Genomic DNA, 18868 nt, shown 5'->3' on the forward strand with positions numbered 1-18868 from the left:
TGAGCGAGCCAACACGTATCCGGCGCATGTCCGCCCTCGCGGCCTTACCTCGATTCAACCACTGACCCCCACCGATCAGGCGCAAGTTCTCACCTCGAAGGCATCGCAAAGATGCCTTCGAGGTGTGTTTCAAGCGCAGATCGGCCGCTCCGTCAGTGCTGCATATGTCGAGAGACCACCGACCGATGGCCACTTCCTCCCCTCCTGCCGGCGACGCCGTCGCCCGCGCGGACCGGCCGCGCCCGACGGCCCGCATCCGCCCGTGGCTGGCGCTCGCCGCGTCGGCGCTGCTGGCCGGCGCCGCGGTCATCGCCGTTTATTCCGCCCGGCAACATCGTGATGAGCTCGAACGCTCGGCGCGGGTCCAGGCCCAGGTCGCGGCCTTGTTCGAATCCCGCCTCGGCGTCGATACCATCTGCCATCTGGGCCGCGCGCCGTTCGCCTCGCCCGCGCGGCTGATCGACACCGAAGTGCGGCTGCGTCGTCTGGCCTCATCCGATCAGGCGATGCCGCTGGCCTGCGGACTGTCGGTGCTGGCGCGCGGCCACGCCCTGATCGGCCGTTACGCCCAGGCCGAGCGCTTGTCCGACGAAGCCAACGGCCTGCTCGACCGACACGGCCTGGAGAATCTCTCCGTCACCGCGACCACGGTGTCGCTGTTGAATCTGCAGGCGCGTTATGCGCCGGCGGAAAAAATCGCCAAGACCGAACTGCGCCACGGCCACGACAGCATCGACATGCCCGCGCGCCTGGATCAGTTGCGCCTGCAGATCGAGCTCAGCCGCGCGCAATGGGGACTGGCCGACGACGACGGCGCGATGAGTTCGCTGGAAGACGCGCTGGCGCAGGCCCGCACCCTGGTTCCGCCCAATGCCGGGCTGATCGCCGAGCTGCTGACCCAGCGCGGCCAATGGCGCGGACGGCGTTTCGATTTCACCGCGGCCGAACGCGATCTCACGCAAGCCATCGCGATGAGCCAGGGCACGACCCAGGCCGACAACGCGCGCTACCAACTGGTGCGCATGCTCAGTTACAGCGAACAGGCCGAGCGCGCGATCGCCGAGGCCGTGCAATTGGTCGCCGACCGGCAAGCGCATCTGGGCGCGCAGCATCCCGATACCGGCCGCGCCTGGATCGCGCTGTCGGACGCCCAGTACAACGCCGGCCACATCAGCGACAGCATCGGCGCATTGCAGCACGGCAAGGCCATCGTCCTGGCCAGCTACGGCGCGCGCCATCCCGAGTACGCCGAAGTGCTGCGCCTGGAGTCGCTGCACGATGTCATGCGCGGCCAGTACGACAACAGTCTGAGCAAGGCGCGCGAGGCGGTGAACATCTGCGAGCGGGCGTTCGGCCCGACCCACGAGCAAACCCTGCGGGTGCGGTTGAATCTGGCGACCAAGCTGGCGTTCGGCCCGGACAGCACCTGGGATTCGCCGAAGTACCGCGAAGGCATGAGCATCCTGGAAGACCTGGTCCAGACCGGCAGCGAAGCCGATATTCCGATGCCTTACGAAAAAATGGTGCTCGCGACCGCCTTGGCCTGGAGCGCGCCGGAACACGAATTGCCGCGCGCCGAGCGCATCCTGCGCGAGGTCCAGGCCGATATCCGCCGCTACCTGCCGGCGCGCGCGGCGGCGGGCTCCTACGTCGATTTCGCCCTGGCCACGGCGCTGTACCGAAGCGGGCAACAGGCTCAGGCCGATGCGCAATTCGCCCGCTTCATCGACACCGTGGAGGGCGGCCCGCGGACCAAGAGCGACATGTACGGGCTGGTGCACGAGGCGTTGATGTATCGCGTCCTGTACGCGATGTCCGACTGCCGCCGCGACGACGCGCTGGGCGCCTTGCGCCACGCGCTCAGGAACGATCACGAGCGCCGCAACCTGGCCGCGCACATGCGCGCGGCGCGGGACTACCTCACGCAGATCGAACGCTTCGGCGTGCTGCGCGTAGACTTCGGCCGCGAGCAGATCGCCAGCAAGCAGTTGCCGCCGATGCAGGTACGCCTGTACTTCGAGGCCTCGGCGCGCTCGCAGGCTTGCCCGCGGGGATTGCTGGCCAAGCGTTGAAAGTCCCGGCTTCGGGTTTCGGGCTGCGCATCTTTTTGCTCGTCATTCCCGCGAACTCGGGCTCTGCTTTGCTTCGGCGGAGCCGAACATCCGGTGTCTTTCGTGCGAGAACGTTTGAAGTCGCTGGATCTTCGCCTCTGTCGAAATGGAGCGAAGCCCGCGCTCGCCGGAATGACGGGGCCATTTTCCAGGGGGTTTGAACCAGCCCTCAGAACAATTCCAACTGCGGCGTAGGCTTGCGCGGCGCGACGAAACGGCCGGTGTCCAGCGGCGGCAAGCGGCCGAAGCCGTGCTTGCGCCAGGCCTTGTGGAAGCGCTGTTGTATCAGCTGCGCGAACGGCCCTTCGCCGCGCATGCGCTTGCCGAAGCCGGCGTTGTAGTCCTTGCCGCCCTGCATCTGCTGGATCAGGCTCATCACGTGCGCGGCGCGATCGGGGTAATGCAGTTGCAGCCACTCGCGCCACACCTGCTTGAGTTCGTGCGGCAGGCGCAGGGTCACGTAGCCGGCCGAACGCGCGCCGGCCTCGTAGGCGGCGGCGAGGATGCGCTCCATTTCGCTGTCGTTGATCATCGGAATCACCGGCGCGACCATGACCCCGACCGGCACGCCGGCATCGGCCAGGGTGCGCATCGCCTTGAGCCGCGAATGCGGCGCGGAGGCGCGCGGTTCCATCTTCGCCGACAGATGGTTGTCGAGCGTGGTGACCGAGAAGTACACCGACACCAGCCCGCGCTGCGCCATCGAGGCCAGCACTTCGACATCGCGCACCACCGAGGCGTTCTTGGTGATCAGGCTGAAAGGATGCGAACAGGCGTCGAGCACTTCGATGACGCCGCGGGTGATGCGGTAGCGGCGTTCGATGGGCTGATAGGAATCGGTGTTGATGCCCAGCGCGATCGGCGCGCAGCGGTAGCCCGGACGCGCGAGTTCGTTCTGCAGGCGCTCGGCGGCGTTGGTCTTGGCGAACAGCCGGGTCTCGAAATCCAGGCCCGGCGACAGCTCCAGATACGCATGCGAGGGCCGGGCGAAGCAGTAGACGCAACCGTGCTCGCAGCCGCGATACGGATTGACCGACTGGCCGAAAGCGATGTCGGGCGAATCGTTGCGGCTGATGATGCTGCGCGCCCGTTCCTCCGTGACCACGGTGTCGGGCCGCGATTGCGCGTCGGCGTCCTCATACACCGAGCCCCAGCCGTCGTCCTGCGCCTGCGCGGTGGTGACCGCGTAACGGCCGGCGACGTAGGACGCCGAGCCACGGCCCTTGATCGCCGCGGGGTCGAGCGAAAGCCGGGTTTTGTGCGCCGAATCCATGCGCCCCAGATTACTCCCGCGCCGTCGCAGCGGACGCGACGCACACGGCCCCTCGCGCGCCGCGCCTGAACGGGTCAGCGACGATTTCGGCGCCGGTGCGGCACGCGGCCGCTAGCGCCGGTGGTCACTCTATTTCGAAGGTCACATTCACCGACGCGTTCACGCTGATCTGGCCGACCGCCGAGGTCGCCCCGTCCTCGCCGCCGTCACCGCCGCCGCTGTTCTGCATGACGTTCTGCATCAGTTGCTGGCCGCCGCTGTGGCCCCAGCCGGCGGCGCTGCGCCACCAGCCGCCCGAATACGATTCGGAAATCGATTGCGCCGGGCCGCGGCGCACGCCGAGCTCGGAGGTCAGCGCGTCGGCTTTCTCCTTCGCCGCGCGGATCGCCAGCGCGCGCGCAGCATCGCGATGCTTGCGCAGCTGCGAGGTGCGAAATTCGATGCCGTGGATGTATTGCACGCCGTTTTCCAGCAGGCCCGTCAGCAGATCGTCGAAGCCGGCGACGCGGGTCACCTTGATGCCGATGCTCTTGCGCACGATGTACACCAGCGGCACCAGCGTCGATCGTTCCAGCGCGGTGCGGTTGCTGTTGTCGCGCTCGTAATCGGGCTCGATGCTGATGAAGTCGGTCTGCACGTCCTTGTCGGGCACGCCGCTGCGCTTGAGGAAGGCCAGCGCGGCGGCGACGCTTTCGTCGTTGAGCCGCTTGGCCTGATCGAGCTTGGGATGGCGCGATTCGACTCCGACGTTGAGCAGGATTTCGTCCGGCGCGACCTTGATTTCGGCCGAGCCCGATACGCTGATGCTGCGGCTGGCTTTCTCCGCGAACGCGGGCAGGGCGGGCAAGGCGGCCAGGGCGAGCGCGAACAGCAGGCGGTATTTCATGTCATCACTTCCTTGGATTGGGCCGCCGGTCTGCGGCGGTCGGGACAGGCGTGGCGGCGATGCGTGGGACAGGAACCGGCGCGGGTTCAACAGGCGAAATCGATCGCCTCGGCCGCCTGCGCGCGGATGACCGGGCCGAAACTGGTGACATCGGCCAGGGTCAGATTGTGATGGGCGCGGATGAAGGCGGCATCGGCGTGCGGCTTGTCGTGGGTGGTGTGCGCGTCGGCCGCCACGGTTACCGGATAGGCGCGAGCGCGCTCGGCCAGGGCGTTGATGCGCGCGATCACCGCCTCGGCCTCGGCCGGCGGCGGCCGGGTGTCGAACAGGCCGCGCTGCACGTCGATCACCACCAATGCCGATGCCATCGGGCCCGTCCTCGCTGCGACAGCGGCTATCCTAAACGCAGGCAGCAGCAGCGGCTTATGCTCGCCATGCCGACCGATTGCACACTTTGCGTGCATGCCCCGGCGGGCTAGCCTTAGCCCGCACCGGCTGCGGCCGCATCGGTCGCCCATTGGAGTTTTCCCCGTGCCCGAAGCGCTGTCCCAGCTGTGGCAGAACCTGATCCGCATTCCCCACCTCAGCCTGTATCTGACCGTGGGCTGGGCGGTCTATCTGGTCTGGCTGGGCCTGTGGATCGTGCTGCAGAAGCGCGAACCGGTGGCGACCATCAGTTGGCTGGTGAGCCTGGCGGCGCTGCCCTACATCGGCTTCCTCATCTATTACTTCTTCGGCCCGCAACGCATCCACCGCCAGCGCCTGCGCCGGGTGCGCGCGCGCGCCGCGCTGCCGGCGCCGCCGCCGGGACTGACGCCGTCGCCGGAAGCCATCGAACTGGCCCGGCTCGGCCAGGCCACCACCGGCCTGCCGCCGACCACCGCGACACAAGCGCGCCTGCTGATCGACGGCGGCGCCAAATACGCGGCGCTGCTGGCCGACATCGCCTTGGCCCGCGAGTACATCCACCTGGAGTACTACATCTACCAGCCCGATCGCACCGGCACCGCGCTGCGCGATGCGTTGATCGAGCGCGCCCGCGCCGGGGTCAAGGTGCTGATGCTGCTCGACGCGGTCGGTTCGGGCTCGACTTCAAGCGCGTTCCTGCGGCCGCTGATCGAGGCCGGCGCGGAAGTGGCGTGGTTCCATCCGATGAAGCTGCGCTGGTTCTGGCGGCGGCCGTGGTTGAACCTGCGCACGCACCGTAAGATCGTGGTGATCGACGGCAAGGTCGGCTACACCGGCGGCATCAACATCACCGACGAGGAAGACGAACGCCTGCGCAAGGACGCTTACCGCGATCTGCATCTGCGCCTGGAAGGCGACGTGGTGCGCGAGCTGGAACTCGTCTTCATCGAGGACTGGTGCTACGCCACCGGCCAGCCGCCGATCCGGCAGATTCATCCGGCGCCGCAGCAAGGCGCGATCGCCGCGCAGGTGGTCAGCTCCGGGCCGGATTCGGGCTGGGAGGCGATCCATCGCGTGCACGTCGGCGCCATCCACGCCGCGCGCCAGCGCGTGTGGCTGGTCACGCCGTACTTCGTGCCGGGCGAGGCCGCGCGCATGGCCCTGACCTCGGCCGCGCTCGGCGGCCTGGACGTACGCCTGCTGGTGCCCAAGCTCAGCGACAGCCGCCTGGTCACCTATGCGGCGCGCTCGTACTTCGACGAATTGCTGGAAGCCGGGGTCAAGATCCACGAATACGGCCCGCGCATGCTGCACACCAAGGCGCTGCTGTGCGACGACGAGATGGCGATCATCGGCACGGCCAATTTCGATCACCGCAGCTTCCGCCTGAACTTCGAGATCTCGGTGATGTTCTACAACGCGACGCTGGCCGGCGAGTTGGCGGCGTTGATCGAACAGGAATGCTCGTGGGCGCCGCGCGTGCGCATCGATCGCGAGCGCTCGCTGTGGCGCACCCGCCTGCCCGAGGCGCTGGCGCGGCTGGTGTCGCCGGTGCTTTGATCGGCGGCTTCGGAGAACCGGCCGCCGCGGCCGCTAATTCGTTGTCGCGGCGCAAGCGGCCGTGACGGTCGGAGCTTGCGCCGCTCTCATCGTGCCGCCCCGGGCATCCCGGGCGTTCAGGCAACTCCGCCCAACCCGCGCACCTGTGCCGGCGGTCGCAGCCAGGGACGGCCCCAGCTGTCGCCGTCGCCGGGCCGCGCTACACTCGACCCGGGCCCGCCGAGGCCCACGGTCCACCGCCGTCCGGACGCGATCCGGGCCGGACGCGGGGATGTCGAATTCGTCAGGGAGCACGCCGCAATGCCTTGGGTTTACCTGCTGCTGGCCATCGCCGCCTTCGTGGTGGCGCTGAAGACCACCTCGCCCGCGCTGATGGCGGTGAGCCTGCTGGCCGCGCTGGGCCTGCTGATCGCCGGCGTGATGAGCCTGCTGGCCCGGCGCCTGGACAACACCAGCCGCGACGTCTCGGTGATCATCGATCCGGTCGAGCTGCGCCGTCTGCGCGAACAGGCCGAGGCACGCAAACTCGCCGCCAGCCAGTCCGAGCCGCCGCAGCGCTGATCGCCGCCGCGCGCTCGCCGCGGCCGTCCTCGCTTTCACCCAGCCACATTGCGCACTCGCCGCCGGCAACGCGGCGCGTTAGGCTTTCGTCATGACCGCCCTGAGTGTCAACGTCAACAAGATCGCGGTGCTGCGCAACTCGCGCGGCGGCGGCGAACCCGATGTGCTGCGCGCCGCGCGCACATGCCTGGACGCCGGCGCGCACGGCATCACCGTGCACCCGCGACCCGACGCGCGGCATATCCGCGATTACGACGTGTTCGCCCTGGCCGAACTCGCGCATGCGCGCGGAGTCGAGTTCAACATCGAAGGCAATCCGTTCGCGCCGCCGCGGCCGGGTTATCCGGGCCTGTTCGAACTGTGCCGGCGCACTTCGCCGGCGCAGGCCACCTTGGTACCGGACGGCGACGATCAGCTCACTTCGGATCATGGTTTCGATTTCGAACGCGACGCCGAACGGCTGGGTCCGCGCATCGCCGAACTGCGCGAACTGGGCTGCCGCGTCAGCGTGTTCGCCGACGCCGATCGCGACGGCATCGAACGCGCCGCCGAACTCGGCGCGCAACGGGTCGAGCTGTACACCGGGCCGTATGCGGAAGCTTTCGCCGAAGGGCGGACGGGCGACGCGCTGGCGTTGTTCGCCGGTGCGGCGCGGCGCGCGCAGGCGGTGGGTCTGGGCGTCAACGCCGGACACGATTTGAGTCAGGCCAATCTCGGTGCGTTTCTGCGCGGTGTGCCGCAGGTGCTTGAGGTGTCGATCGGGCACGCGTTGATCAGCGAGGCTTTGTACGCGGGCTTGGATGCGACGGTGCGGGCGTATGTCGAGGTGATTGCTAAGGCGCGTTGATTCGGTTGGTTGGGCTTCGCTCGGCCTTTTAAGTCATATCGGGCTTGATCGGGATCGGGATCGGGGTCGCGTCGAGTTCGAGTAAGGCGATGTCGTATCGCCACCAGAATTCAATCGTCGGCGTCATCTGCGCGCCAGTGTTTTTTTACTGATCATTCCGACGTACAACTGACCGACGTCCCTTTTGCTCGTCATTCCCGCGAACGCGGGAATCCAGTGACTTTCGCGCGAAAGACACTGAGGTCCGTCGTCATCGATGTCGTTTAACGAAGAGCATTGGCGCAAAGCACTCTGCCGATTTCGATAGTTCTGGCGCGAAAGACACTGGATTCCCGCGTTCGCGGGAATGACGGGCGAAGGTGTGGTGATGCCACGCATTGCTTCGTTGATTCGCGTCTCACCGACGGCAGCTCTGCGTCTTGTCCTGCCATGCCGCAACGTCTTCCAATATGCAAAAAGGCCGCTAAAAAGCGGCCTTTTTGCATCGGCAGATACATCGCCGACAATCCAAATCCATCGATCATCAACGCGTAGAAATATTCCGCACGCCGCTTTCCTTCGCTGCCGACAGAGCGTGAGTGAATCCCTGGTAATCGGCATCGGCGTTGGCGCCGACTTCCACGATCGTGTCCGGGTTCGCATGGACGACGCCGGCGAGCGCGGCCGTCAGCTGCGTCGTGGTCAGGCGCTGACCGTCGAGATCGAAACTGCCGTCCTGCTGCACCATCAACACGACCTTGGGCGGTGTCAGGGTCGGCTTCGGACTAGGGTAGGGCAGGGACAGATTGAGATTACCGGTCAGCGCGGGCGCGGTGACCATGAAGATGATCAGCAGGACCAGCATCACATCGACCAGCGGCGTGACATTGATTTCGGCAACGGGCGCGTTGCCCGAGTAGGTGGATGCGGAGAACGCGGAGCCGGCCATATGCACCTCCATCCTTGGGCGGGATGCCCGCCTTTACGCTAATCCCGTCACAGTCCGCAACGCAAGTGCGACCAAAGGCGCAGTCCCGGCACCGTCGCGGCTCCGACACCGACACCGACACCGACACCGACATTGCATCGGATCGGATCGGATCGGATCGGATCGGATCGGATCGAGTTGGATCGCATCGCATCGAGTCCGCCCCACGCATAAAAAAACGCCGCCCGGTTGGGCGGCGTTCTCACGACGGTAAGCGTCGGTTCCGGACGGAATTACTTCTGGACGAAACCGATTTTTTTCATATCTGCGTTTTTGGCATAAGCCAGCACCCTAGCGAGAATGCCGTATTCGGCATCGTCGTTGGTGTCGATTTCTAGCAGAGGTTGGTTCGTGGGATCGCGTTGAACCGTCTCGTTCATCATCCCCTGGATCGCCGTCAACGGCGTGGGGTTGTTGTTCCAGAACACTTGGCCGGTCGCATCGATCCGCAGCGCGATCGGCGGCGGCGGTTCTTGCGTTTGCGGCGGCGGGTTCAACGTCGGTTGCGGCAGGTTGACGTCGATCGGGTAAGACACCGTCGGTGCCGTGACCATGAAGATGATCAGCAGCACCAACAGCACGTCGACCAGCGGGGTCACGTTGATGTCGGAGATCGCGCCGCTATCGGAGTTGTTACTGAAAGCCATCTGACTAGTCTCCGATTAACGTTCTTTGATCGCGACGAAACCGACCTTGCGCATGCCCTGCTTCTGCGCCACGGTCACCACGCTGTTGATGGTGCGGTACTTCGTGGTCTTGTCGCCGCGAACATTAAGCTGCGGCTGCGGGGTCTTCTGCGCTTCGACCGACAGCCGGCTTTCCAGCTGCTCCGCCGACACGGGCTCGTCGTTCCAGTAGATGTGGCCATCTTCCTGGATCGCCAAGGTGATCGGCGGCGTCTTCGGCGCTTCCTCGATCTTCTTCAGCGTGGCATCGGGCAGTTTGATCTCGACCTTATGCGTCATCAACGGCGCCGTGATCATGAAGATGATCAACAGCACCAGCATCACGTCCACGAGGGGCGTGACGTTGATGGTGGCCATGGGGCCGCCAGTGTCACCGCCTGAACTAAAGGCCATGTCCGAACTCCAGAACTACGCTAAATGAGGAGGCTTGTTGCTTAACGCTTGCCGCCGACTTCGCCGACGCGCGAGCCGGTAGCGAAGAAGTCGTGCAGGTCGTGCGCGAAGGTGTCGAACTTGTTGTTCGTGACGCGGTTCAGGCGCACGAAGAAGTTGTATGCGAGCACCGCCGGGATGGCGACGAACAGACCGATGGCGGTCATGATCAGCGCTTCACCGACCGGGCCGGCCACGGCCTGAATCGAGGACTCGCCGCTGGCGCCCAGGCGCAGCAGGGCGTGGTAGATGCCCCACACGGTGCCGAGCAGACCGACGAACGGAGCGGTCGAACCGACGGTGGCGAGCACGGTCAGACCGGCTTCCAGACGCGAGCTTTCGCGGGTCACGGCCTGACGCAGGGCGCGATCGACGAACTCCGAGCGGTTCAGCGACTCGACCAGGCGCGAACCTTCGTGGCGCTGGTGGTGAGCGGCGGCCTGAGCGGCATCGAGCGCGATCTTCGAGAACGGCTCGCTGCGCGACTGCTCTTCCATGTAACGGATGGCGTCCTGGGCGTTCGGGGTTTCCCAGAACGTGCTGACGACGCGGTCCGAAGAGCCGCGCAGGCGCAGGTTCTTAACGAAATTGATGACGATCCAGTACACCGACAGAACCGACATCAGCAGGAGCGTGATGAACACGACCCAGCCCACGAAATCGAAGTTCTGCGCCAGATGCATGAAGCTCATCTGCTGGAGCGCTTCTGCGTTGGAGCCTCCAGCGGCGGCGGTAGTGGTTTGCTGCAGCATGACGCTTACCTTTGTAATGTCGTGGAAAGGAAAGAAGGTAGTACGTATTACGTAAAGTGACTTACGACAGTCCCTGGACCCCGATCAGGTCGGCGGGACGAAATCCACGGGCACGCGGACGCGACTTGCGACCGGCTGACCGTTGCGCATTTCAGGATTGAAGCGCCACTTGCGTGCGGCATCCATGGCCGCTCGGTCCAGATTACGGTTACGGCTGGACTTCTCGACCTGCACGTCCAGCACGTTGCCCTGGCCGTCGATGCTGATCACGAGGACTACGGTACCGCCCACGCCCTGACGGGCTTCGGTCGGCGGGTACTTCGGCGGATTCAGACGACGCGAGGACGGGTCCACGCTCGAGCCGATGTCGCTGGCGACCGACGGCGGCGCGGGCGGAGCCGGCGGCGGCGCGGGCGGATCGATCGGGCTCGGATCCAGGTTCTCGACCGGCGGTTGATCCGGCGGCGGAGGGGTCGGGGTCGGTCGCGGCGGGGACAGTTCCTTCGGAGGCTGCTTGAGCTCCTTGGGCGGTTCCGGCGGCGGCGGCGGCGGCGGCGGGGGCGGCGGCGGCGGCTTGATGATGTTGACCATCGTCACCTCCTCTTTGTCCTGCTGCTGCGCGGGCGGTGTCATCGGGGCCAGCAACAGCAGGAGCGCCGCGGCATGCACGGCGATCGCGCAGGAGATACCGGCAATACGTGCCCAGTTCAAACCTTCGCGGTCGTCATCATTCCTAACTTGGAGTTCGAGGTCTTGCGTCATGCCGTCAGCTCGGGAGGTGTTTCCGGACGCCGGGGCGCCGCGGGCCATCGTTCGGTTCCTGCAACCGTTTCCAGTCGCGGGAACCTCCTAGCATATACCAAACCGCGTCACAGGTTCCAAGCGCGGTTGGGCTCTACACACTGAAATTACTTGCCTTTCAGCGCGAGAATCTTCTTGGCGTCATCGGGCTTCTTAACGCCCTTTGAGATCGCCTGCTGGGCAGCTTCCTTGGCCTCGGGGATGCGGTCTTCCTGCCACAGTACACGGGCGAGATTCAGGTACGTCTCACCGTCTGGTGCGAGCGGAGCCGCTTTCTTGTACGCATCGATCGACTTGCCAGCCTGATCGGAGAAGTAATAGGACTGCGCCAGCGCCACGTAGGCCTGGTAGTCCGGCTTGAGGATGCCCTTTTCCAGGCCCTCGTTGATGACGCCCGCCGCTTCCTTCTCCTTGCCATCCAGATTCAGATAGGTGGAGTAGAGCTGACGGTAGTCCTTGTCTTCGGTGAACTGGCCGGCGGCGCGCATCTTCTCGAGCACCACGGCGGCCTTGTCGAGCATGTCGGACTGCGAGTAGACCGCGGCGACGTTCATCTGCGCGCGCTTGTCGTTGGGCGACTTGGCGGCGATGGCTTCAGCGACCTTGGCCGCTTCGGCGCCCTGGTTGCTTTCCACGTAGGTCGCCATCAGCAGCTGCTGCCACTCCGGCTTCGGATCGGGCGAGGCGTCAATGGCGGCCTTGATGACCTTGGCGGCCTCCGCGTGGCGCTCCAGGCGATACAGCGCATTGCCCTTGACGATCAGGTGCTCGGGCTTGGTGCTCTTGGATTCGGTCAGGAAGCGGTCCATCGTCGCCAGCGACTCGGCGTACTGCTCTTCCTGCAGCTGCAGCTGGGCCAGGACGAACATGCGGTCGAAGTGGCTGTTGTTGTCCAGGCCGTTGATGTCGATGGCCTTCTTCAGGTACTCGATCGCGGCCTTGTTGTCGTCGGCGTCGTAGGCGACCTGGAAGCCGATCTGGGCGGCGAAGGAACGCTCGTACGGGTTCAGCCCGGTGTCGGCGATGATCGCATCGGCCTGGGCGCGCGCGTCGGCGGGCTTTTCCTTGTTGAACGCGTCCATCATCTTCTGCAGCTTGGCGCCGCCCTTCGACGAGGCCTTGGCGTCCGGCGCGACGCGGGTCGCGTTGGGGTACTGGTTCTCGACCTTCTTGCCGTCTTCGCTCTTGCTCCGGCGCGAGTTGGCGCGGCCGTTGTCGCGAAGGTTGCTGGCGTTCTCGCGCTTCTCGGTCTGGCGCTCGGTGTCCTGCTGAGCGGCCGCCTGGGGGACAGCGCCGAACAGCACCACCGCGCCGATGGCGGCGGCGAGCAGGGTGCTATGGCGGGTGGGTTGCTTGTTCATGGACTCACCTCAAAAGAGCTCAGCGGCCGCAGACCGTGGGGCCTCGCGGCGGGACGGCGCAAGGCCAAGGGGCCGCCAACCTAACAGAAACCTGGGCCGGCGCGATACGGGTCTGCACATCCTTTTCACACTCGACATCATCCACACTTGGGCGTACGGCCGGCCGCGCGGGCCTGTTCGTAAACCGGAATCAGCGACCCGGCGCGGGCGTTCAACTCCTGGATGCGCGACTGCGGATCGGGGTGGGTGGACAGCCATTGCGGGGGCCGCGAACTGCTGGCGGAAATCATGTTCTGCCACAGGTTCACCGCCTGCCGCGGGTCGTAGCCGGCCTGCGCCATCAGGCGCTGGCCGACCACGTCGGCCTCGCTTTCCTGGGTGCGCGAGCCCGGCAGCAGGAACGCGGTCTGCAAGGCCGCGCCGCCGAGCTGACTGGTCGCGCTGGCGGCGCCGTCGCCGTAGCGCGCGCCCATCAAGGTGCCCAGGATGTTCAACGCGGCCTGACTGCCCATCTGGCGGGTGATGCGCTCATCGTGATGGCGCGAAACCACGTGGCCGATTTCATGCGAAATCACCGCCGCAAGTTGGTCCTGATTCTTCGCGACCGTGAAAATCCCCGTATTTACGCCAACCTTCCCGCCCGGCAGGGCAAAGGCGTTGGGCGAGGAATCGACGAAAACCGCCACTTCCCAGTTGGATTGCCAGCCCGGCGGCAGTTGCCCGGTGATCGAATTGACCACGCAGCGCACGTAGGCGTTCTGGCGAGCGTCGGTGCTCAGGCGCTCTTTGCTCTTGGTCTCCTCGAAGGCCTGCGCGCCCATCTGGTCGAGCTGCGCTTTCGAGATCGCGCCGACATGCTGAGTGCGCCCGGTGGGCGAGGTGGTGGTGGCGCAGGCGGCGACCAGGGATGCGATCGACAGCCCCAGCACAAGACGTTTCATACCGGCGTTCCCCATAACGATTCGACCGTTGTAGCCCGGCCTGGATTAACAAATCGTCAATAGCCGGCGCAGCGGCGCCGGCTCAGGCGAGCAGGGCCAGACAGGCGATCAGATTGTTGCCGGCGTGGGCCAGATACGCGGTCCACAAACTGCCGGTGCGGCGGTAGATCCAGGCGAACAACGCGCCCATCAGCGCGTACACCGACCACAGCAGCACCATGCCCCAGCCGCTGCTGGCGCCCAGGCCCGGCGGTTCGTGGACCAGCGCGAAGGCGGCCGAACTCAGCGCCACGCCCAGCCACGGCCGCCCCGCGGCCCACAGGCGGCCGAACAGCACGCGACGGAACAAGAGTTCTTCGTAAGCCGGCGCGATCAGCACCGCGAAGATCAGCAGCGAGCGCGGATGCGTGCGGATGATGTCGCCGAGCACCTGATTGGTCGGGGTGATGTCGATCCCCATTTTTTGCGCGAACGTGCTGACAACAGCGCTGTAACCGCTGCATACGATCAGTGCGAAAGCGATCCATCCCCAGCTCGATCGATGCCACAACGCGCGCCACGATTCGGCCCGTTCGACGGTGTTCGCATTTCGACGAAAGTAGTAGACGAACAAGGCGCTGATCGCGGTCGCGACCAGGCTCACGACGATCAAAAGCAGGGGATCGAGCGCGATTTGCGCAGAATCGATGCCGCGCAATCCCTGCACGAAGCCGACCGCGGCCACGCCGAGCAGCGACAAGCCGGCGAGCAATGCGATCGCCAGCGACAGGTCGAGGAAGAATCCGCCAACGGCGGTGAACAACGACGCAGGCGATGTGCCTGTGTGTGCGTGCGATGCGGATGACGCGCGCGCATCGGCATTGTCGAACGCGGCCGGCGGCGACGCCGGCGACGCGGCGAGGGCGCGCTCGCGCGCGCCGTCGCGTGGCTCGCCCGATCCGGCCGTTACGGCCGGATCGGGCGCTTGCGGGTCACACGTCGAGATTGGCCACCTTCAGCGCGTTGTCCTCGATGAACTCGCGGCGCGGTTCGACCACATCGCCCATCAAGGTGCTGAAGATCTGATCGGCGGCGACGGCGTCTTCGATGCGCACCTGCAGCAGGCGCCGCGTTTCCGGATTGACCGTGGTGTCCCACAGCTGCTCGGGATTCATTTCGCCCAGGCCCTTGAAGCGCTGGATCGCGCGGCCCTTCTTGGCTTCCTCGAGCAACCACGCCTGCGCCTGGGCGAAACTCGTCACCGGCTGGGCGCGGTTGCCGCGGATGATCTGCGCGCCTTCGCGCACCAGTCCGTGCAGCAGCGCCGCCGCTTCGCGCAGCGAACGCAGCTCGCCGCCTTCGAACGCCGACAGCGGCAACACCTGCACCAGGGTCTGGCCCATGTGCGCGCGCGTGACCAGCAACGCGGCCTGGCGGGTTTCGTTGGCCGGATGCAGCTGCAGCGAATAACGCGGCTTGCCGAGCCCGGTCTGGTTGAGGCGCTTTTCCAGCGCGTCGAGTTCGTGGCGCTCGTCGATGTTGGCGAGCAGGTGCGCGGTGTCAAGCGGAGTGAAATCGATCAGCGCCTGCAGCACGTTGGGGTCGTAGCGATGCGCGTTGCGAGCGATGGTCTCGCGCGCGCCGGCGTAGGCCAGCAGCAACTTCTCCAGCGACGCGCCTTCGATCGGCAACTCGCCGGTCGCCGGAATCAGCGACGCGCCTTCCACCGCGTTGTTGGCCAGGTACTGGTCCAGCGCCGCGTCGTCCTTGAGATAGATCTCGTTCTTGCCCTGCTTGATTTTGTACAGCGGCGGCAAGCCGATGTAGATGTGCCCGCGCTCGATCAACTCCGGCATCTGCCGGTAGAAGAACGTCAGCAGCAAGGTGCGGATGTGCGAGCCGTCGACGTCGGCGTCGGTCATCAGGATGATGCGGTGATAGCGCAGCTTGTCCGGGTTGTACTCGTCCTTGCCGATGCCGGTGCCGAGCGCGGTGATCAGCGTGCCGACTTCGGCGCTGCCGAGCATGCGGTCGAAGCGCGCGCGCTCGACGTTGAGGATCTTGCCCTTGAGCGGCAAGATCGCCTGCGTCTTGCGGTTGCGGCCCTGCTTGGCCGAGCCGCCTGCCGAGTCGCCCTCGACGATGAACAGTTCGCTGAGCGCCGGATCTTTCTCCTGGCAATCGGCGAGCTTGCCGGGCAGGCCGGCGATATCCAGCGCGCCCTTGCGGCGGGTCAGGTCGCGGGCCTTGCGCGCGGCTTCGCGGGCGCGGGCGGCGTCGATGATCTTGCCGGTGATGGCGCGGGCTTCGTTGGGGTGTTCTTGGAGGAACTCCTCCAAACGTGCACCGAACGTGCTCTCAACGACCGGGCGAACCTCGGAACTGACCAGCTTTTCCTTGGTCTGCGAGGAAAAGCTGGGGTCCGGCACCTTCACCGACAGCACCGCGATCATGCCTTCGCGCATGTCGTCGCCCGACAGCGCCACCTTGGCCTGCTTGGCGATGCCGCTGTTCTCGATGTAGTTGGTCAGCGTGCGGGTCAGCGCGGCGCGGAAACCGATCAGGTGGGTGCCGCCGTCTTTCTGCGGGATGTTGTTGGTGAAGCAGAACATCGTTTCCTGGTAGGAATCGGTCCACTGCAGCGCCACGTCCACGGTGATGCCGTTCTGCTCGCCCGACACCGAGATCACGTTCGGGTGCAGCGGCGTCTTGACCTGGGCCAGATGCTCGACGAAGGAGCGGATGCCGCCCTCGTACTGGAACAGGTCGCGCCGGCCTTCGCCGCGCTCGTCGATCAGGGTGATCTTGACGCCGGAATTGAGGAACGACAGTTCGCGCAGGCGCTTGGCCAGGATGTCGTAGTGGAATTCGACGTCGCTGAAGATTTCCACCGCCGGCTTGAAGCGCAGCAGGGTGCCGCGCTTGGGCGAATCCTCGATTTGCTTGAGCGGGTACAGCGGCTCGCCCAGCGCGTATTCCTGCTGGTGATGGTGACCGTCGCGCCAGATGTCGAGCCACAGGTGCTCGGACAGCGCGTTGACCACCGACACGCCCACGCCGTGCAGACCGCCGGAAACCTTGTAGCTGTTGTCGTCGAACTTGCCGCCCGCGTGCAGCACGGTGAGGATCACCTCGGCCGCCGACACGCCTTCTTCCTTGTGGATGTCCACCGGAATGCCGCGGCCGTTGTCGAAGCAGGAGACCGAACCGTCTTCGTGCAGGGTCACGATCACATCGTCGGCGTGGCCGGCGAGGGCTTCGTCGATCGCGTTGTCGACCACCTCGAACACCATGTGATGCAAGCCGGTGCCGTCGTGGACGTCGCCGATGTACATGCCCGGGCGCTTGCGCACGGCCTCGAGTCCGCGCAAGACGGTGATCTTGCTGGAGTCGTAGGTCTGGTTTTGCGGGGGCTGCGGCGTGGACGGCTCGGCGGTCGGGTCTTGCGAGGGGTCGTGCTCGGTGTTGGTCATTGCGTCAACAGGCTCCGACGACGCGCGGGTCCGGCGGGGCCGCCGGGACGCGTCGAGACACATAAAAAAGTGATTGAAGTATAGCAGGCGGGAGAGGGCGCTCCGCGGCCGCAGAACGGCGAGGAAGGCCGGCGCGGCACCTCGGACGGGGCGACCCGGCGCCCGGGTGCTCCGGCGCGCCGCCAGCGTCTTAAATGGGGCCGCCGCAGGCCGATTTAAACCTGGGCGACCCCGTGGGGTCTATGTTTCACGTGGAACATGGTTGGATTGGGGTTGGAGGGGCTTGAGGTGTGGTTGCGAGGCCTGGATCGGCGCGACAACTTGCGGGCCGATCGCCGCAGTGATGCTTGGTCGGCTGGTCGGCTGGTCGGCTTGGTCGGCTTGGTCGGCTGGTCGGCTGGTCGGGCGGGTCAGCGAGCAGGGCGCGGAAGCCTGGGCACCGCGCCACTACCGATGAGCCCGGAACCGGGCTTCTACGATTACCCGCCCACCAGTTGCCCATGTTCCACGTGGAACCTGGTCAATTCGACCCGCATCCCGGCCAAAGCCGGCGGCGCCTCGGTCCCGGTGATGAAGACCTGCGCCTTCGACGCCAGCAACCGCTCCAGTACCCGCTGCTGGTGATTGCGATCAAGCTCCGAGGCCAGATCGTCCAGCGCCACCACCGGCCATTCGCCGCGGATCGCTGCGTGATGCTCGGCCTGGGCCAGCAAGGCCGACAACGCGGTGAGCTTGGCCTGGCCGCGCGACAGGGCTTCGCGACCGGGAATGGCGCCGTAGCCGATCCGCCAGTCGGCCCGGTGCGGGCCGACCGAGGTGTAGCCGGCCAATTGGTCGCGATCGCGGGCCAGGAGCAGGGCATCGGCCAGTGGAAATTCCTCGCGGCGCCAGCCCGGCAGGTAATCCAGGCGCACCGCGCCCAGGGACGGCGCCAGTTCGGCTGCCAAGGCGGCGAATCTCGGCTGCAGCTCGTCCAGGTACTGCTGGCGCCGTCGGGTCAGCGGTTCGCCGGACTCGGCCAGCTCCCGGTCCCAGGCATCCAGCTGGCCGTCGCGGGCGCGGGCCTTGAGCAGGGCATTGCGCTGCTTTAGCGCCCGGGTATAGCGGCGCCACAGCGGAGTGAAGTCATGTTCCACGTGGAACAGGCCCCAATCGAGGTAGCGCCGGCGGATTTCCGCGGCCCCGGTGATCAGGGCGTGGCTGCCGGGCTCGAAACTGACCACGGCCAGGGCGGCGCAGAGTTCGCCGAGCTGGGATACGGCTACGCCGTCCAGCCGCCCGACCCAATCCTGGCCGCTGTGGCGCAGGCCGGCCTTGCGCCGTTGCTCGCGGCGGGCCTCCTGCCATTCAACGAAGATTTCCAACGCCGGGTCGCCCGACCGGATCAGGCCGTCGCGCACGCGGCCGCGGAAACTGCGACCGTAGGCCATCAGGTGCAGGGCTTCGAGCAGGCTGGTCTTGCCCGCGCCGTTCTCGCCCGTGATCAGGTTGATCCCGGGCGCCGGCAACAAGCTCACTTCGGCGAACCGGCGGAGACCGCGGGCGTCCAGGCGGGTTACGTGCATGGGGGAAATGATCGCAGATTGGGTTGACGGGCGGCGGGCGCGGCTCGGTTTCAGGCGCGGGTTGCGCCTGCCGCAACGGAAACGGCACGAGCTGCGAAACGCCGCCCCGGACTGCACGGGCAATTGGGCCGGGCAGGAGATCCGCCGGAACAGGCTTTGCGGAGAAATCCCTGCGGCGGGAACAGAGCAGCCCCGGACCCAAGGGTTAACGGGGCTGCTACAGCCAGGTCCGCGCCCGGCACCAATCCGGACCCGTCAACGAAAA

The 18868-nt window shown here is 66.2% G+C and carries 17 protein-coding genes; 4 read left to right on the forward strand and 13 right to left on the reverse strand.

Annotated elements, in window-relative coordinates:
- The first annotated feature begins 185 nt into the window (after positions 1–185).
- On the forward strand, positions 186–2072 hold the full coding sequence (locus AB4Y92_RS12585; protein WP_441819955.1) for a hypothetical protein: 1887 nt from the start codon (positions 186–188) through the stop codon (positions 2070–2072).
- A gap of 208 nt (positions 2073–2280) precedes the next feature.
- On the opposite strand, the gene AB4Y92_RS12590 is transcribed toward AB4Y92_RS12585, so the two are convergent.
- The 3 genes from AB4Y92_RS12590 to AB4Y92_RS12600 form a co-directional block, all read right to left on the reverse strand.
- Positions 2281–3384: a PA0069 family radical SAM protein gene (locus AB4Y92_RS12590; protein ID WP_441819956.1), complete on the reverse strand. Its 1104-nt coding sequence runs from the start codon at positions 3382–3384 to the stop codon at positions 2281–2283.
- Positions 3385–3508: 124 nt separating this feature from the next.
- Positions 3509–4270 carry an SIMPL domain-containing protein gene (locus AB4Y92_RS12595; RefSeq protein WP_441819957.1) on the reverse strand — a complete coding sequence of 254 codons (762 nt, stop codon included), beginning with the start codon at positions 4268–4270 and terminating at the stop codon, positions 3509–3511.
- A gap of 86 nt (positions 4271–4356) precedes the next feature.
- Positions 4357–4638, reverse strand: a complete 282-nt coding sequence (locus tag AB4Y92_RS12600; RefSeq protein WP_441819958.1) for an isochorismatase family protein — start codon at positions 4636–4638, stop codon at positions 4357–4359.
- Positions 4639–4801: 163 nt separating this feature from the next.
- Between AB4Y92_RS12600 and cls the strand changes: the two genes are divergently transcribed.
- From cls to AB4Y92_RS12615, 3 genes are all read left to right on the forward strand, one after another.
- Entirely contained in the window at positions 4802–6238 is a 1437-nt protein-coding gene (cls, locus tag AB4Y92_RS12605; protein WP_441819959.1) for a cardiolipin synthase, read from the forward strand.
- A 300-nt stretch (positions 6239–6538) separates the two neighbouring features.
- The gene (locus AB4Y92_RS12610) at positions 6539–6799 is read left to right on the forward strand and encodes a hypothetical protein (protein ID WP_057941054.1); all 261 of its coding nucleotides are present in this window, start codon (positions 6539–6541) and stop codon (positions 6797–6799) included.
- A 91-nt stretch (positions 6800–6890) separates the two neighbouring features.
- Complete coding sequence (locus AB4Y92_RS12615) at positions 6891–7646, forward strand: pyridoxine 5'-phosphate synthase (protein WP_441819960.1); 756 nt, start codon at positions 6891–6893, stop codon at positions 7644–7646.
- Positions 7647–8169: 523 nt separating this feature from the next.
- Here the strand turns inward: AB4Y92_RS12615 and AB4Y92_RS12620 are convergent.
- The 10 genes from AB4Y92_RS12620 to recF form a co-directional block, all read right to left on the reverse strand.
- Positions 8170–8574, reverse strand: coding sequence for an ExbD/TolR family protein (locus AB4Y92_RS12620; RefSeq protein WP_441819961.1), 405 nt, complete (start codon positions 8572–8574; stop codon positions 8170–8172).
- Positions 8575–8846: 272 nt separating this feature from the next.
- Positions 8847–9260 (reverse strand): ExbD/TolR family protein, encoded by a 414-nt coding sequence (locus tag AB4Y92_RS12625; protein WP_441819962.1) that lies wholly within the window; start codon positions 9258–9260, stop codon positions 8847–8849.
- A 15-nt stretch (positions 9261–9275) separates the two neighbouring features.
- A complete protein-coding gene (locus AB4Y92_RS12630) occupies positions 9276–9692 on the reverse strand; it encodes an ExbD/TolR family protein (RefSeq protein WP_441819963.1) in 417 nt (138 codons plus the stop codon).
- 41 nt (positions 9693–9733) lie between these two features.
- A complete protein-coding gene (locus AB4Y92_RS12635) occupies positions 9734–10483 on the reverse strand; it encodes a MotA/TolQ/ExbB proton channel family protein (RefSeq protein WP_057941048.1) in 750 nt (249 codons plus the stop codon).
- Positions 10484–10567: 84 nt separating this feature from the next.
- Complete coding sequence (locus tag AB4Y92_RS12640) at positions 10568–11245, reverse strand: energy transducer TonB (RefSeq protein WP_441819964.1); 678 nt, start codon at positions 11243–11245, stop codon at positions 10568–10570.
- A 146-nt stretch (positions 11246–11391) separates the two neighbouring features.
- On the reverse strand, positions 11392–12645 hold the full coding sequence (locus AB4Y92_RS12645; protein ID WP_441819965.1) for a tetratricopeptide repeat protein: 1254 nt from the start codon (positions 12643–12645) through the stop codon (positions 11392–11394).
- 137 nt (positions 12646–12782) lie between these two features.
- Complete coding sequence (locus tag AB4Y92_RS12650; protein WP_441819966.1) at positions 12783–13586, reverse strand: M48 family metallopeptidase; 804 nt, start codon at positions 13584–13586, stop codon at positions 12783–12785.
- Positions 13587–13668: 82 nt separating this feature from the next.
- The gene (locus tag AB4Y92_RS12655; protein ID WP_441819967.1) at positions 13669–14388 is read right to left on the reverse strand and encodes a CPBP family intramembrane glutamic endopeptidase; all 720 of its coding nucleotides are present in this window, start codon (positions 14386–14388) and stop codon (positions 13669–13671) included.
- 169 nt (positions 14389–14557) lie between these two features.
- Positions 14558–17038, reverse strand: a complete 2481-nt coding sequence (gene gyrB, locus AB4Y92_RS12660; RefSeq protein ID WP_441819968.1) for a DNA topoisomerase (ATP-hydrolyzing) subunit B — start codon at positions 17036–17038, stop codon at positions 14558–14560.
- Positions 17039–17517: 479 nt separating this feature from the next.
- Entirely contained in the window at positions 17518–18603 is a 1086-nt protein-coding gene (gene recF, locus AB4Y92_RS12665) for a DNA replication/repair protein RecF (protein ID WP_441819969.1), read from the reverse strand.
- Between the last annotated feature and the right edge of the window lie 265 nt (positions 18604–18868).

The sequence above is a fragment of the Lysobacter sp. TAB13 genome, assembly GCF_052113885.1.
Classification (GTDB): Bacteria; Pseudomonadota; Gammaproteobacteria; order Xanthomonadales; family Xanthomonadaceae; genus Lysobacter; species Lysobacter gummosus.